Raw genomic sequence first — 13,026 nt, forward strand, 5'->3', positions numbered from 1 at the left:
CATGGATTCACTGTTCGGCGTTTCGACCACGGACCTGGCGCGATTCCTTATCGTGCTGTCGGCGCTCGTGCTCGTCCTGCTGGCCGTGCTCGGCCTGCGGCGGCGCACGCTGCTGAAGCTGGGCCTGCGCAACGCAGCGCGCCGGCCGCTGCGCTCCGTCGTGATCGTGATCGGGCTGATGCTCAGCACCGTCGTGATCGCCACCGCCTTCTCCACGGGCGACGCCATGACGCTGACCGTGCGCTCGCTGATCTCGGGCAGCATCGGCCGCGTGGACGAAACCGTGACCGCCTCGCCGAACGATCCAACTCAGATCACGCGCCGCAGCCTTGACAACCTCGCCTCCGGCGGCGGGCTGATGCAGGTGAGCACACCGTACTTCGACCAGGAGCAGTTCCAGACCGTGAGCGCGGCCGCGAGCAAGAGCCACGCGATCGCCGGCGTGATGCCGGCCATCCTGGAACAGGCGCCCGCCGCCGCAGACGGTTCGCAGTTGATCCATCCCGGGGTCGGGTTGCTGGCCTTGCCGCCGCGGATGCCAGCGGGCTTCTCGCCGCTCAAGGACACAGCCGGCGCGGTGCGTGAAGTCGCGGCGCTGGGCGCAACGGATGTCTATCTGAATCAGGCCGCCGCGGATCTGCTCGGCAGCGGTGGAGGCCAGCGGCTGCAAGTCTACCTGGCGCCGCCGGACGCGAAACCCGGCACGCCGCCGGCGCCTACCACGCTGGCTGTCGCGGCCGTCGTGCAGAACGGCGACCTGGCCGGCGCCCAGCCCACGATCTTCTTCTCACTTGCAGCGATGCAGCAGTTGCGCGGCGAAGAAGGGCAGATCAACCAGATCTTGGTCGTCAACCGCTGCTCGGCCGGCGCAGCGTGCAGCCGGCAGGCCGCGCTCGACCTGCGCAAGGCGCTGGTCAACCACGACGCAGCCGCGCAGGTCTTGCAGGCGCTGGACAGCAGCAACGGCCGCAGCGTGCTGAACGGCCTGATCGCGCGGCGCAACGGCCCCGGCCAGGCGCAGATCCGCGATCTACTGCACACCGTCCAGCAGGGCAAGGTCAGCGACCACCTGATCTACCTGCTGGGCGACCCGCAGGTCGCGGGCACCCTGCGGGCCACCGCTTCGTTCCTCCCCACCCGCGAAGGCCGCGCGGGCCGTGTCCTGCGCAACCTCAATCGGCTCACCGTGGTGGAGGTGAAGCAGAGCGCGCTCGACCAGGCGAACCAGTACGGCAGCATTCTGACCAGCAGCTTCCTGGTGCTGGGGTTGTTCAGCATCGCCGCCAGCCTGCTGCTCGTCTTCCTCGTCTTCGTGATGCTGGCGGCCGAGCGTCGCGGCGAGATGGGCATCGCCCGCGCCGTGGGCCTGCAACGCTCGCACCTGGTGCAGTCCTTCGCCTTCGAGGGTATGCTGTACGACCTCGCCTCGGCGTTGCTTGGGGTGGCGGTTGGCGTGCTCGTCGCCGCGGCCGTGGTGCGACTGGTGGCGCATGCGCTGTCGGGCTACGGCATCGGCGTGCAGGGCACGATCAGCGCGCGCAGCCTTGTGATCGCGTTCTGCCTCGGCCTGCTGGTGACCTTCGCCACCGTGCTCGTCTCCGCCTGGCGCGTGAGCCGTGTCAACATCGTCGAGGCGATCCGTGGCATCCCCGCCACGCCCGGCCTCGGCGAGGGCGTAGCGAGCGAGGCGCGTTTACGCCTGGCGGCGTTGGGCGGCGGGCTGCGCTCGCTCGGAGCGGGCGGCGGCCGGCGCGCGGCGGGCCTGCTCATGAGCGCAGCCCAGGCTGTGCTGACCCTGCCGGCGATGTTGAGCGTGCGCGGCGTCGTTCCGGCGGGACTCGGGCTGTTTATGCTCAGCTACGGCCATGCCCGGCGCCAGTACGTGGTCTTCGCGCTGGGCGTCTCGCTGGCGCTGCTAGGCGGGGCGCTGCTGCTGCGCTGGCTTCTGTTGCTCGCGCGCCTGCCGCACGGCCCGGTCGAGCGGACCGCCTGGACCGTGGCAGGGGCCTGTCTCACGGTCTTCTGGTCGTTCCCACCGCCCTTCTGGATCCAGCGGCACGATCATCTCGCCGTGAGTCGGATTGAGGCGTTCGCGCTCTCCGGCGTGATGATGGTCGCCGGCGTGGTGATCGTGCTCGCCTTCAACCTGGCCGGGCCACTGCAAGGGCTGGCGGGCCTGCTGCGGCGCGGCGGCGCAGCCACGGCGGCGGTGAAGATGGCAGTCGCCTACCCGTTGCAGCATCGCTTCCGCACGGGCATGGCGGTGGCGATGTTCTCGTTGGTCGTGTTCACCATGGTCGTTTCGGCCGTGCTGCTGGAAAGCGCCCATCAGGCGTACGTGATTCGCGAGCGGCCGCCCGTCGGCTACGACATCAGCGCGACCGCGCCCGAAGGCGCAAACCTGATGGACATCAACGCGGCGCTGCAGAACGCGCCGGCGACGAAGCCCGACGAATTCAGCGGCGTGGGCAGCAACGCGACGATCTCGGCCGAGGTCGTGCAACCTTCGGGCAAGGCGGCGAGCTGGCACACGGCGACGGTACACCTCGCCGACGAGGGGATGCTGCGCGGCACGCGGCTGCGGCTCAGCGCCCGCGCCGACGGCTACCCCTCGGACGGCGCCGTGTGGGACGCGCTGGCGGCAAAGCCCGGCACGGCCGTCGTGGCGATCGGCAGCCTGCCCGATGGCACGGGCTACAGCTCGGTCGGGCTCAGCGCCCCGAAGCCGGGAGACGCGCTGTTCCAGCCGGACAGGCTCTGGCTGCGCGACACGTCCGGCAAGCCGTTGAGACTGACCGTGATCGGCGTGGTGGACGACCGCGAGGCATTTCCTTCCGGCCTGCTGACGCTGCGCTCGAACGTGGCGACGGCTTCCGCGCAGACCGCTGTGCCGACCTCGTTCTACTTCCAGACGCGCGCCGGCCGCGACCCCGGCCAGGCGGCGCTCGGTCTCGACCTCTCGTTCGCGCTGCAGGGGCTGCAAACCAGCGTAGGAGGCGAAGGGCTGCGCAACCTGGAAACCGTGCGCGGACTGCTGAACTACCTGCTGGAGGGGTTCGTGGGGCTGGGTCTGGTCTCCGGTATGGCGGCGCTGGGCGTAATCAGCTCGCGGGCCGTGGTCGAGCGACGGCAGGAGATCGGCATGTTGCGTGCGATCGGCCTGCGGCGGCGCTGGGTGCAGGTCAGCTTCCTGCTCGAGGTCTCGCTGATCGCGCTGCTGGGCGTGGCCGTAGGTGTGGGGCTTGGCGTGCTGCTGGCGCGCAACGTCGTGATCTTCCTCTCCAATGACTTCCGCGAGCTGAAGTTGCGCGTGCCCTGGGGCGAGGTCGGCCTGATCGCCTTGGTCGCCTATCTTTCCGCGCTGAGCACGACCCTGTTCGCCGCCTGGCAGGCCGGACGCATCGACCCTGCCGAGGCGCTGCGCTACGAGTGAGCCGATCTATCACTCGGCGGCAGCGATTGCAGGCGTCCGACAACGCACGGCGACTTCAAGCGTGAAATCGCCTCCTAGCGCCTGCACATAGCGGCGCAGCGTCTTCAGCGTGTAGGAGTTGTAGCCACGCTTTTCGACCCGCGCGACCTGTGCCTGCGATACGCCGAGCCGCTGCGCCAATTCCGCCTGGGTCAGACCAGCCGCCTGCCGCGCCTCGACGAGTTGCAGCCAGAGCTGTTTGCTGGCCGCCTCTGCCGCATACGCTTCCCGAAAGGCGGGATCGGCCATCTGCCGGACCCAGTACTCGTGAAAGCGCCGCGCGCCATCCGACACGATTTCAGGTTGAGTGGCCATTGCGTTCTCTCCGTGACTCCTGCCGAAGCAACCAGTCCTCGTACCGCCGCCTCGCCGTATCAAGTTCACGCGCCGGCGTCTTTTGCGTCTTCTTCTGGAAGCCGTGCAGCAACACGATCCGGCGGCCGGTGAAGAAGCAGTAGATCACCCGGTAGATATTGGTCCGACTCTCCTCACGCAGTTCCCAGAGGTGCTCCTCCAGATGGCGGACGAGCGGGAAGTGTGCGCTCACATTTCTCACGCGCAGTTGCTCCAGCGACCAAAGGAAGCGGGCACGCGTCTTGAGGTCGAGCGAATCGAGGAATTCTTCGACCGGGCTACTGCCGCGAGCGTCAAGGTAGAACTCGAGCACCCACTCATCATCGCTCACAATACGTATTTTCGTATAATAGTGCACGCGGCGTCAACCGCCAGAACAGGCAACCGGCGCGCCGGCGCTGAGCACGACCCTGTTCGCCGCCTGGCAGGCGGGCCGCATCGACCCCGCCGAGGCGCTGCGCTACGAGGAATGAGTTCGGTCCCTCTGCTCGGCCTTTTAGAACAAAAGCTATTTAAAAGCACGGTTAGTATTGAATCGGGCGGCGCTGGGCGCTATGCTGATCGTGAAGCACGGCACGAGTGGGCGAAGGGTTGCGGGGCATGAAGGGCACGCGGGAGCAGGCGCTGGATCTGCTGCGGCAGCGCGGTGAACTGACCGTCGCCGAGCTCACCGCCCTGCTCGGCATCGCCCAGCCCGCCGTGCGCCGGCATCTCGACATTCTGAATGCCGAGGGGCTGGTCGAGTTCCGCAGCGTGCGCCAGCACACCGGCCGGCCCTACTTCGTCTATACGCTCACCGAGCGGGCGCGGGAGCAGGCCTCGACCGGCTACTCGCGCCTGGTCGAACGGCTGTTGGCGGAGTTGCGGGCGCTGGACGACGACTCCGGCGCCGCTGGCCGGCTGACCGAAACGCTGCTGGCGCGCATGTCGGAGCACCTGGCGGACGAGCACCGCGCCAGCATCTCCGGCGAGACGATTGAGGAACGCGCCGCCTCGCTGGTCGCCACCCTTGCGCGCGAGGGGATTCTGGACGACTTCGAGGTGCGCGAAGATGGTGTGCACCTGATCAATTCCTGCTGCCCCTACCGCCGCGCGGCGCTGGCTTCCGAAGAGGTCTGCCGCTCCGAGCAGCGAGCGATCAGCCTGCTGCTGGAGACGCCGGTGGAGCAGATCGGCCGCATTGTCGATGGCCGCACCTGCTGCGAGTATCTGGTCGGCGCCGTGCCGGTGCCGGTGGCATAGACAAGCGAGCCGGCCGCGCGGCGGCCACAATCCACGGAATAAGGACGGGAAGCGAGACTCGATGACCGAGAAGCAACCACTCCTGGAGATCAGCGACCTGCACATCGCAATCGATGACAAGGAGATCGTCAAGGGCGTCAGCCTGACGGTGAACGAGGGCGAGATCCACGCGCTGATGGGGCCGAACGGCTCGGGCAAGAGCACGCTCGCCAACACGGTGATGGGCCACCCGCGCTACACCGTCACCGGCGGCGAGATCCGCTTCCGCGGCCAGAGCGTGCTCGGCCTGCCGCCGGACGAGCGTGCGCGGCGCGGGCTCTTCCTGAGCTTCCAGTACCCGACGGCGATCCCCGGTGTGACCATGGTCAACTTCCTGCGCCGCGCCGTGAACGCGACGCGCGGTGAGGATATGCCGGTGCGCCAGTTCCGCACGCTGCTTCAAGAGAAGATGAAGCTGCTCAAAGTCGATGAAGATTTCGCTCGCCGCTACGTCAACGACGGCTTCTCCGGCGGCGAGAAGAAGAAGGCCGAGATCCTGCAGATGGGCGTGCTGCAGCCGAAGCTTGCGCTGCTGGACGAGACCGACTCCGGCCTCGACGTGGACGCGCTGCGCATCGTCGCCGAGGGCGTGAACGCCGTGGCCGGCCCCGAGATGGGCGTGCTGCTGATCACGCACTACCAGCGCATCTTGAACTACATCAAGCCGGACGTGGTGCATGTGCTCGCGGACGGGCGGCTGATCAAGTCCGGCGGCGCCGACCTCGCGAAACAGATCGAAGAGCGCGGCTACGACTGGCTGATCAACGTGGCAGCGCCCGCCTGATCGAATACTCTGCACGAACGATACTCTGGCGTCCCGGCTCGGCCGGCAGCACGCGGAGGGAATGCAACGATGACCACCACGACGATCGATCAGATCCAGGGCGAAGGCTATAAGTACGGCTTCCACGACGAGGAGAAGCCGGTCTTCAAGTCCGAACGCGGGCTCACGCCCGAGCTTGTCGAGCGCATCTCGAAGATGAAGGGCGAGCCGGAGTGGATGACGCAGTTCCGGCTGAAGGCGCTGGCGAACTTCCGCTCCCACCCGAATCCGGGCTGGGCGAACGGCCAGCTCGATAACGTCGACTACGAGAACATCTTCTACTACGTGAAGGCGTCGGACGAAGGCTCCCGCTCCTGGGAGGACGTACCCGAGTACGTCAAGCGCACCTTCGACCGGCTCGGCATTCCCGAGGCGGAGAAGAAGTTTTTGGCCGGCGTCGGCGCCCAGTACGACTCTGAGGTCGTCTATCACAACATCCGCGAAGACCTCGAAAAGCTCGGCGTGATCTTCGTCGGCACCGACCAAGGGCTCAAAGAGTACCCGGAGCTGTTCAAAGAGTACTTCGGCACGGTAGTGCCGCCGAACGACAACAAGCTCGCGGCGCTGAACAGCGCGGTGTGGAGCGGCGGCAGCTTCATCTACGTGCCCAAGGGCGTGCACGTCGATATCCCACTGCAGGCCTACTTCCGCATCAACACGGAGAACATGGGTCAGTTCGAGCGCACGCTGATCATCGCGGACGAGGGCAGCTGGGTGCATTATGTCGAGGGCTGCACCGCCCCGACCTACTCCAGCGACTCGCTGCACAGCGCCGTGGTCGAGATCATCGTCAAGAAGGGCGCACGCGTGCGCTACACGACGATCCAGAACTGGTCGAACAACGTCTACAACCTGGTGACGAAGCGCGCTGCGGCCTACCAGGACGCCGTGATGGAGTGGGTGGACGGCAATCTCGGCTCCAAGCTGACGATGAAGTACCCGAGCATCTACCTGATGGAGCCGGGCGCGCACGGCGAGATCCTCTCGCTCGCCTTCGCCGGCCACGGCCAGCACCAGGACGCCGGCGGCAAGGTGATCCACGCCGCGCCGCACACGACCTCGAACATCGTCTCCAAGTCAATCAGCAAGGGCGGCGGCCGCACCAGCTACCGTGGCCTGCTCAAGGTTCACGAGGGCTGCGACGACGTCTCGGCCAGCGTGCGCTGCGACGCGCTGATGATCGACGAGCAGTCGCGCTCGGACACCTATCCGACGATGGAGGTCGATGCCAAGCGCGTGACGATCGGTCACGAGGCCACCGTCGGCCGGCTGGGCACGGACGAGCTGTTCTACCTGCAAAGCCGCGGCATCCCGGAGGTCGAGGCGGCGAAGATGATCGTCAACGGCTTCGTCGAACCGATCGTTAAGGAGCTGCCGATGGAATACGCGGTCGAGCTGAACCGCCTGATCGAGCTGCAGATGGAAGGCTCGGTGGGGTAATCGGCGGCCCTCATCCCCCGGCCCCTTCTCCCAATCCTGGGAGAAGGGGAGGTCTCGGTACGGGGCTGCCGGGCTGAAGGCGCGGCTGGGGCCGCCACCTGTCGGGCGCATCACTATGCGCCCCTCGCGCCTGCAACACCGCCGGACTTACCCGATCCGCCCTCGCTCAAACACCCCAGGAGCGCCCCTCGCCCAGGATTGGGAGCGGGGATGGGGGTGGGGGCCGAGCGCACCGCAAGCCATAACCAGGAACGGAACGATGACCACAGTTACCGACGCGGAGCTGCACTTCGCGCCCGGCTTTACCCGCGAGGCTGTCGAAACGCTCTCCCGCGCGAAGGGCGAGCCGGACTGGATGCGCGAGAAGCGGCTCGCGGCCTTCGCCGCCTACGAGGCGACACCGTTGCCGACGCGTGACCAGCGCCCCTGGAAGTACACCGACATTTCGCGATTCAGGCTCGACGCTTTCGCGCCGCACGCGCGGCCGCCGCAGGGCGTAGCTGCCTCCTCGCAGCTCAGCGTGCCAGGACAGGACGCCGCGGCCGGCGTGCTGCAGCAGTTCGACTCGCACGCGCACGGCGGTGACCTGTTCGAAGCGGCGCAGCGCCAGGGCGTCGTCTTCACCAGCATCGACCGCGCGGTCAAGGAGCACCCGGATCTCCTGCAGATGTACTTCATGACCGAGTGCGTGCCCGCGCAGCGGGACAAGTTCACGGCGCTGCACGGCGCCTTCTGGAGCGGCGGCGTCTTCGTCTACGTGCCGAAAGACGTCGAGGTGCAGCTGCCGCTCTACAGCCTGCTCTGGGCCGAGAGCGACGCGATCGCCGTCTTCCCGCACGCGTTGATCGTGGCCGAGCCGAACAGCCAGGTCACGCTGGTCGAGGAGTACGGCTCGGCCGAGGTGCAGCAGGGGATTCTCAGCGCCGGCGTCACCGAGATCATCGCGCACGAGGGGGCGCGGGTGCGCTACGTCAACCTGCAGCGCTGGGGCGCCACGGCCACGCACTTCGGCACGCAGCGGGCGTTGCTCGACCGCGCCGCCAGCCTCAACTTCGCCACGATCGGCCTCGGCGGCCGGCTGGCGAAAGCGACGGGCGAATCGGTGATGCGCGGCGAAGGCGCCAGCAGCGAGCTGCTTGGCCTCTTTTTCGGCCGCCGCGGCCAGCAGTTCGATTACGTCACCTTGCAAGATCACCAGGCGCCGCACACCAGCAGCGATCTGCTGTTCAAGTCCGCGCTGACGGATCGCGCACGCTCGATCTATTACGGCCTCGTGCGTGTGGGGCCGCGGGCAGCGGCTTCTCAGGCCAACCAGGTGAACCGCAACCTTCTGCTCAGCGATCGGGCAAAGGCCGACTCGGACCCCGTGTTGGAGATCCTCACCTCCGAGGTCACGCGCTGCACACACGGCGCCAGCGTCGGTCCCGTTGATGAGGAAGAGCTGTTCTATCTGCAGTCGCGCGGCATCGAGCGCACCGAAGCGGAAAAATTGCTCGTCTCGGGCTTCTTCAACCAGGTGATCGGCCGCGTGCCCGATGAGTCGGTGCAGCAGCGCCTGCGCGACGCGGTGGACGAGCGCGTGCTGCTGCTGGCGTAGCGAGGTTCGGACGATGGCCTTCGAGCGCGTCGCAGGGCTGGACGAGGTACCGGCGGGTAAGGTCCACGTGGTGGAGATCGACGGCATGCCGATCGCGCTGTGCAACGTGGACGGCGCGATCTACGCGATCGACGACGTCTGCACGCACGACGAAGGCCCCCTGGACCAGGGCGAATTGGACGGCGTTCAGATCGAATGCCCGCGCCACGGCGCCCGCTTCGACGTGCGCACCGGCAAGGCGCTGAGGTTACCGGCGGTGGTGCCCGTTCACACGTACACGGTCGAACTCCGCGACGGAGCGATCTTGGTGGATCCGGATTCATAGCCGAGGCCGTCGCTGGTCGCGGCGGAGAAGCATCATGCTCGACAGCGAGCGCATCCGCGCCGACTTTCCCATCCTCGCACGGCAGGTGCACGGCCACCCGCTGGTCTATCTCGACAACGCGGCCACCACGCAGAAGCCTCGTCAGGTCATTCAGTCGTTGGTCGAGTTTTACGAGCAGCACAACGCCAATGTGCATCGCGGCGTGCATACGCTCTCGCAAGACGCGACCGAGCGTTATGAAGCCGCACGCGCCCATGCAGCCCGTTTCCTCGGCGCCGGCCACGACGACGAGATCGTCTTCACACGGGGCACCACCGAGTCGATCAACCTGGTCGCGCAGACGTGGGCGCATGACAACCTCGACCCAGGCGATGAGATCGTGCTCACCACGGCCGAACACCACAGCAACCTGCTGCCCTGGCAGGTGGTGGCGCAGCGACGCCGCGCCGCGCTGCGCTTCATCGAGCTTGATGCCGAGGGCCGGATCGACTTCGACTCGGCGACGAGGGTGATCGGCCCGCGCACGCGGCTCGTTGCCGTGGCGCAGATGTCGAACGTGCTGGGCACGATCGTGCCGGTGCGGGAGTTGGCGGCGCTCGCGCATGCCCGGGGAGCCTTGATCCTGGTCGACGGCGCCCAGAGCGCCCCGCACCTGCCGGTGAACGTGCAGGACCTCGATTGCGATTTCTTCGCCTGCTCCGCCCACAAGATGCTTGGGCCGACCGGCGTGGGAGTGCTCTATGCCCGGCGGGCAATCCTCAAGCAGATGCGGCCGTACCAGACCGGCGGATCGATGATCGCGCGGGTCGCGCTGGAAAAGTCCACCTACGCGCCGCCGCCGGCACGCTTCGAGGCCGGCACACCGAACTTCGCGGACGTCGCGGCGTTCGACGCGGCGCTTGACTATCTGGATGCAGTCGGGATGGAGGCGGTACGCGAGCACGAGCAGTCGCTCGCCCGTTACGCGCTCGAGCGGCTGGGGGCGGCGCCCGGGGTAACGCTGTTCGGCCCGCGCAACGCCGGCGAGCGTGGCGCGGTGTTCGGCTTCAACTACCGCGATTTTCATCCCCACGATGTTGGGATGATCCTCGACCACCAGGGTATCGCCGTGCGCGCCGGTCATCATTGCGCACAGCCGCTGATGCAGGTGCTGGACGTGCCTGCCGTGCTGCGTGCGTCGTTCTACCTGTACAACACGCCGGCCGAGGTCGACGCCCTGGTGGATGCGCTGGCCGCCGTCGACGTACTGCTCGGCAGCCGCGAGCCGGCGGCGTGAAAGAGTCAGGCCCGTGAACTCCGAAGCTGCCCTTGAAGCTGTCTACCGCGACGAGATCGTCGAGCATTACCGCCGCCCGCACCACGCCGCCCCGCTCAGCCACGCCGATGCCAGCGCCGAGGGACTTAATCCGCTCTGCGGAGACGAAGTGCGGGTGGAGCTGCGCTTCGACGGTGAACGTCTGGCCGAAGGCGCTGCCTGGGGCCGCGGCTGCGCGATCAGCCAGGCCTCGGCGTCGATGATGACCGACGAGATCGCAGGACTGACCTGCGACGAGATCGAGCAGCTGCTCGACGCGTTCGAGCAGCTGCTCAAGACCGGTGTGAAGCCGAACGTCGACGTGGGCCCGCTCGAATCACTGCGCGGCGTTGCCAATTTTCCCGTGCGCGTGAAGTGCGCCTTGCTGCCGTGGAAGGTGCTGCGCGACGCGCTCGACGAGCGTTGCAGCCCCCACTGAGGCTGCCTGCCACGTCGCGCTTACCGCGACCGGCCACCACCCGTCACAGGTCACGGTCCTTTCCTGACGCCCGCGTGGTACGGCGCAGTTGCCCGCCCATCCGGCCCGGCGCTGAGGCCGCTTTCGTGTGTCCTGAGGTACCGCCCCTCCTGGCCATCCGGCCATCGCGCGGCACCGGCCAATGTCCAGCGCCCAACCACACGTCCGGCCGCTGCGGCGCGCCGGGCATTTTGCGATGCTTGAGTCAGGCAAGAGGCGGCGGGGCCGCGGAAGGGACGAACACGATGTATACATGCGCTATCTGTCGCTTCGCCACGGAGCTGGATGACGTGGTCGCCCTCACCACTCCGGGGCACTGCATCTGCCTGCGCTGCTACCATCGCGAGACCGAGAGCACGTTGCCGATGCCCAAGGAGCTGCGACGGCAGGTGATCGCCGCGCTCGCCACGCTCGAGACCGCCGGCGAACCGAACAACTGGTAGACCGGCGCCGCAACCGCTGCGCCTCGCCGCCCACTCTCATTTCCGCCGCCCCAGCGGCCGCCCGGTTCCCCACCGGCGCGGCCGCGGGCGGCTTTTCGTTGCGCCCGGATTGGCCCGAGCCAGCCACGGCGGAAGAAAGCCCGCGAGACTCGGCCTGGCGCCAGGCGGTGCAGCGCCGGCATCCGCTTCGTGCGCGAAACCGACCGCTCCGCCGACGCCGGCGCCGCTGAACGACCGCAATCGACGCGACGGCGGTACACTGTCGCGGTCGGCAGGTTGCAGCGCGCCTGCCTTTCCGGGAGGACGGCGTGTGCAACACTCAACTCGCCCGCGCGGCGGCGGCCTGGCAGACGGTCGCACGGCGTACCGCGGACGCGGCGATGGAACGGGACTGGCCCTGGCGCGGTCTGACCGCCGACGTGCGCTGGGCCTTCTACCGGACGTACGAGGACTTACTCGCCCTGTCCGACGCCATCGTGTCGACCCGCCACGCCGCCCGCCGGCCGGCGAGCGAGGCGCAGCGCGATCTTGCCCGTTACCAGGTCGCCTATCGGGAACTGGAGTCGCTGCTGTTGCGCGCCGAACCGGCAGACTTCGACCGCGCGCCGGCGCCCGGCGACTGGCCGCTCCGCGATCTGCTTGGACACGTCATGAAGGCCGAGGTGGGCTTTCTCACCGTCACCGCATGGGCGCTCGACCGCCATCGCCTGAAGGATGATGCGCCGCTGAAGGCGCCCGCGGAAGCGTTCTCGGGTAGCCCCGAGGCGGATGCGAGCGGCACGGTGGCCGAGGTGCTGGCCCGCTTCGCGGCGCTCCACGAGCGCATCCTGCACACGTTGAGCGGTGCCGCCGATGCTGAGCTCAATGCGCCGGTCTCGTTCTGGTACGAGGCCGACGTGCGCTTTCAACTGCACCGCTTCGATGCGCATCTGCGCGAGCACACGATCCAGGCCGAGAAGGTGCTGGAAGCGGTGCTGCCGCCGCCGAAGGACGGCTGGCGCACGTTGCGCTTGCTTTACCGAGCGCTGGGCGAGGTGGAAGGCTCGGCCCTGGGCGCCGAAGATCTGGCCGACCCGTTGATCGCGCCGGTTGCCGATGCCGCGCACCAGCGGGCGAGGGAGTTGCTGGCCTTGGCAGACGGGAGCGGCTAAGCGCCCCCGTTGGCCGGCGCGCTCTGGCCGAACCGCTGCTGGATCTGGTGCAGCACGCTCTCGGCTCGGTCCAGCCTGGCCCAGATGCCCCAGGGGCCGTGCAGCCCAAGCGACATGTTGTCCAGAATGCCGCGCTGGTCCGCGGTGCGGCCGCTGTCGATCACGGCGATTCTGAAGGCCGTCAACTCGTCTGATTCGTCCCCGAACAGCTCGCGCAGAATATTGCCGCTCTCGTCCGCCCACTGCAAGTAGTCGAACGGATTCGGCCCCGTGGCGCGCAGATAGGCGAGACGGCTCAACTGCCGGTCGAGATAGCTCCGCACCTTCGCCGGCGCGGCCTCCGGAGCCGCCATCATCCGCCTCCCGCT

Annotated in this window: 13 protein-coding genes; 10 read left to right on the forward strand and 3 right to left on the reverse strand. The window is 67.9% G+C overall.

What is annotated here, in order from left to right; all coding sequences use genetic code 11:
- The first annotated feature begins 1 nt into the window (after position 1).
- Positions 2–3,433 carry an FtsX-like permease family protein gene (locus tag VKV26_04380; protein ID HLZ69128.1) on the forward strand — a complete coding sequence of 1,144 codons (3,432 nt, stop codon included), beginning with the start codon at positions 2–4 and terminating at the stop codon, positions 3,431–3,433.
- Positions 3,434–3,442: 9 nt separating this feature from the next.
- On the opposite strand, the gene VKV26_04385 is transcribed toward VKV26_04380, so the two are convergent.
- Positions 3,443–3,787, reverse strand: a complete 345-nt coding sequence (locus VKV26_04385) for a helix-turn-helix transcriptional regulator (GenBank protein HLZ69129.1) — start codon at positions 3,785–3,787, stop codon at positions 3,443–3,445.
- Positions 3,771–4,139 carry a type II toxin-antitoxin system RelE/ParE family toxin gene (locus tag VKV26_04390; protein HLZ69130.1) on the reverse strand — a complete coding sequence of 123 codons (369 nt, stop codon included), beginning with the start codon at positions 4,137–4,139 and terminating at the stop codon, positions 3,771–3,773. The genes VKV26_04385 and VKV26_04390 overlap by 17 nt, the downstream gene beginning before the upstream one ends.
- Before the next feature lie 287 nt (positions 4,140–4,426).
- Here VKV26_04390 and VKV26_04395 point away from each other — a divergent pair, with 287 nt between their 5' ends.
- The 9 genes from VKV26_04395 to VKV26_04435 all read left to right on the forward strand — a co-directional run bounded on the left by VKV26_04395 (position 4,427) and on the right by VKV26_04435 (position 12,658).
- Positions 4,427–5,068 (forward strand): ArsR family transcriptional regulator, encoded by a 642-nt coding sequence (locus VKV26_04395; protein ID HLZ69131.1) that lies wholly within the window; start codon positions 4,427–4,429, stop codon positions 5,066–5,068.
- Between the two features lie 61 nt (positions 5,069–5,129).
- On the forward strand, positions 5,130–5,891 hold the full coding sequence (gene sufC / locus VKV26_04400) for a Fe-S cluster assembly ATPase SufC (protein HLZ69132.1): 762 nt from the start codon (positions 5,130–5,132) through the stop codon (positions 5,889–5,891).
- Between the two features lie 69 nt (positions 5,892–5,960).
- Entirely contained in the window at positions 5,961–7,370 is a 1,410-nt protein-coding gene (gene sufB, locus VKV26_04405; protein HLZ69133.1) for a Fe-S cluster assembly protein SufB, read from the forward strand.
- A gap of 259 nt (positions 7,371–7,629) precedes the next feature.
- Entirely contained in the window at positions 7,630–8,967 is a 1,338-nt protein-coding gene (gene sufD, locus VKV26_04410; protein HLZ69134.1) for a Fe-S cluster assembly protein SufD, read from the forward strand.
- A 13-nt stretch (positions 8,968–8,980) separates the two neighbouring features.
- A complete protein-coding gene (locus VKV26_04415) occupies positions 8,981–9,292 on the forward strand; it encodes a non-heme iron oxygenase ferredoxin subunit (protein ID HLZ69135.1) in 312 nt (103 codons plus the stop codon).
- A 34-nt stretch (positions 9,293–9,326) separates the two neighbouring features.
- Entirely contained in the window at positions 9,327–10,568 is a 1,242-nt protein-coding gene (locus VKV26_04420; GenBank protein ID HLZ69136.1) for a cysteine desulfurase, read from the forward strand.
- A 13-nt stretch (positions 10,569–10,581) separates the two neighbouring features.
- Complete coding sequence (locus VKV26_04425; protein HLZ69137.1) at positions 10,582–11,025, forward strand: SUF system NifU family Fe-S cluster assembly protein; 444 nt, start codon at positions 10,582–10,584, stop codon at positions 11,023–11,025.
- Between the two features lie 284 nt (positions 11,026–11,309).
- Positions 11,310–11,507: a hypothetical protein gene (locus VKV26_04430; protein ID HLZ69138.1), complete on the forward strand. Its 198-nt coding sequence runs from the start codon at positions 11,310–11,312 to the stop codon at positions 11,505–11,507.
- A 380-nt stretch (positions 11,508–11,887) separates the two neighbouring features.
- Positions 11,888–12,658 carry a DinB family protein gene (locus VKV26_04435; protein HLZ69139.1) on the forward strand — a complete coding sequence of 257 codons (771 nt, stop codon included), beginning with the start codon at positions 11,888–11,890 and terminating at the stop codon, positions 12,656–12,658.
- On the opposite strand, the gene VKV26_04440 is transcribed toward VKV26_04435, so the two are convergent.
- Complete coding sequence (locus VKV26_04440) at positions 12,655–13,011, reverse strand: hypothetical protein (protein ID HLZ69140.1); 357 nt, start codon at positions 13,009–13,011, stop codon at positions 12,655–12,657. The genes VKV26_04435 and VKV26_04440 overlap by 4 nt on opposite strands.
- Positions 13,012–13,026 lie beyond the last annotated feature (15 nt).

The organism is Dehalococcoidia bacterium (genome assembly GCA_035310145.1).
In the GTDB taxonomy this organism is placed as follows: Bacteria; Chloroflexota; Dehalococcoidia; order CAUJGQ01; family CAUJGQ01; genus CALFMN01.

Coding starts and splice junctions, on each gene's coding strand:
- VKV26_04380 (HLZ69128.1), top strand. CDS start 2: ATGGATTCACTGTTCGGCGTTTCGACCACGGACCTGGCGCGATTCCTT.
- VKV26_04385 (HLZ69129.1), bottom strand. CDS start 3,787: ATGGCCACTCAACCTGAAATCGTGTCGGATGGCGCGCGGCGCTTTCAC.
- VKV26_04395 (HLZ69131.1), top strand. CDS start 4,427: ATGAAGGGCACGCGGGAGCAGGCGCTGGATCTGCTGCGGCAGCGCGGT.
- sufC (HLZ69132.1), top strand. CDS start 5,130: ATGACCGAGAAGCAACCACTCCTGGAGATCAGCGACCTGCACATCGCA.
- sufB (HLZ69133.1), top strand. CDS start 5,961: ATGACCACCACGACGATCGATCAGATCCAGGGCGAAGGCTATAAGTAC.
- sufD (HLZ69134.1), top strand. CDS start 7,630: ATGACCACAGTTACCGACGCGGAGCTGCACTTCGCGCCCGGCTTTACC.
- VKV26_04415 (HLZ69135.1), top strand. CDS start 8,981: ATGGCCTTCGAGCGCGTCGCAGGGCTGGACGAGGTACCGGCGGGTAAG.
- VKV26_04420 (HLZ69136.1), top strand. CDS start 9,327: ATGCTCGACAGCGAGCGCATCCGCGCCGACTTTCCCATCCTCGCACGG.
- VKV26_04430 (HLZ69138.1), top strand. CDS start 11,310: ATGTATACATGCGCTATCTGTCGCTTCGCCACGGAGCTGGATGACGTG.
- VKV26_04435 (HLZ69139.1), top strand. CDS start 11,888: ATGGAACGGGACTGGCCCTGGCGCGGTCTGACCGCCGACGTGCGCTGG.
- VKV26_04440 (HLZ69140.1), bottom strand. CDS start 13,011: ATGGCGGCTCCGGAGGCCGCGCCGGCGAAGGTGCGGAGCTATCTCGAC.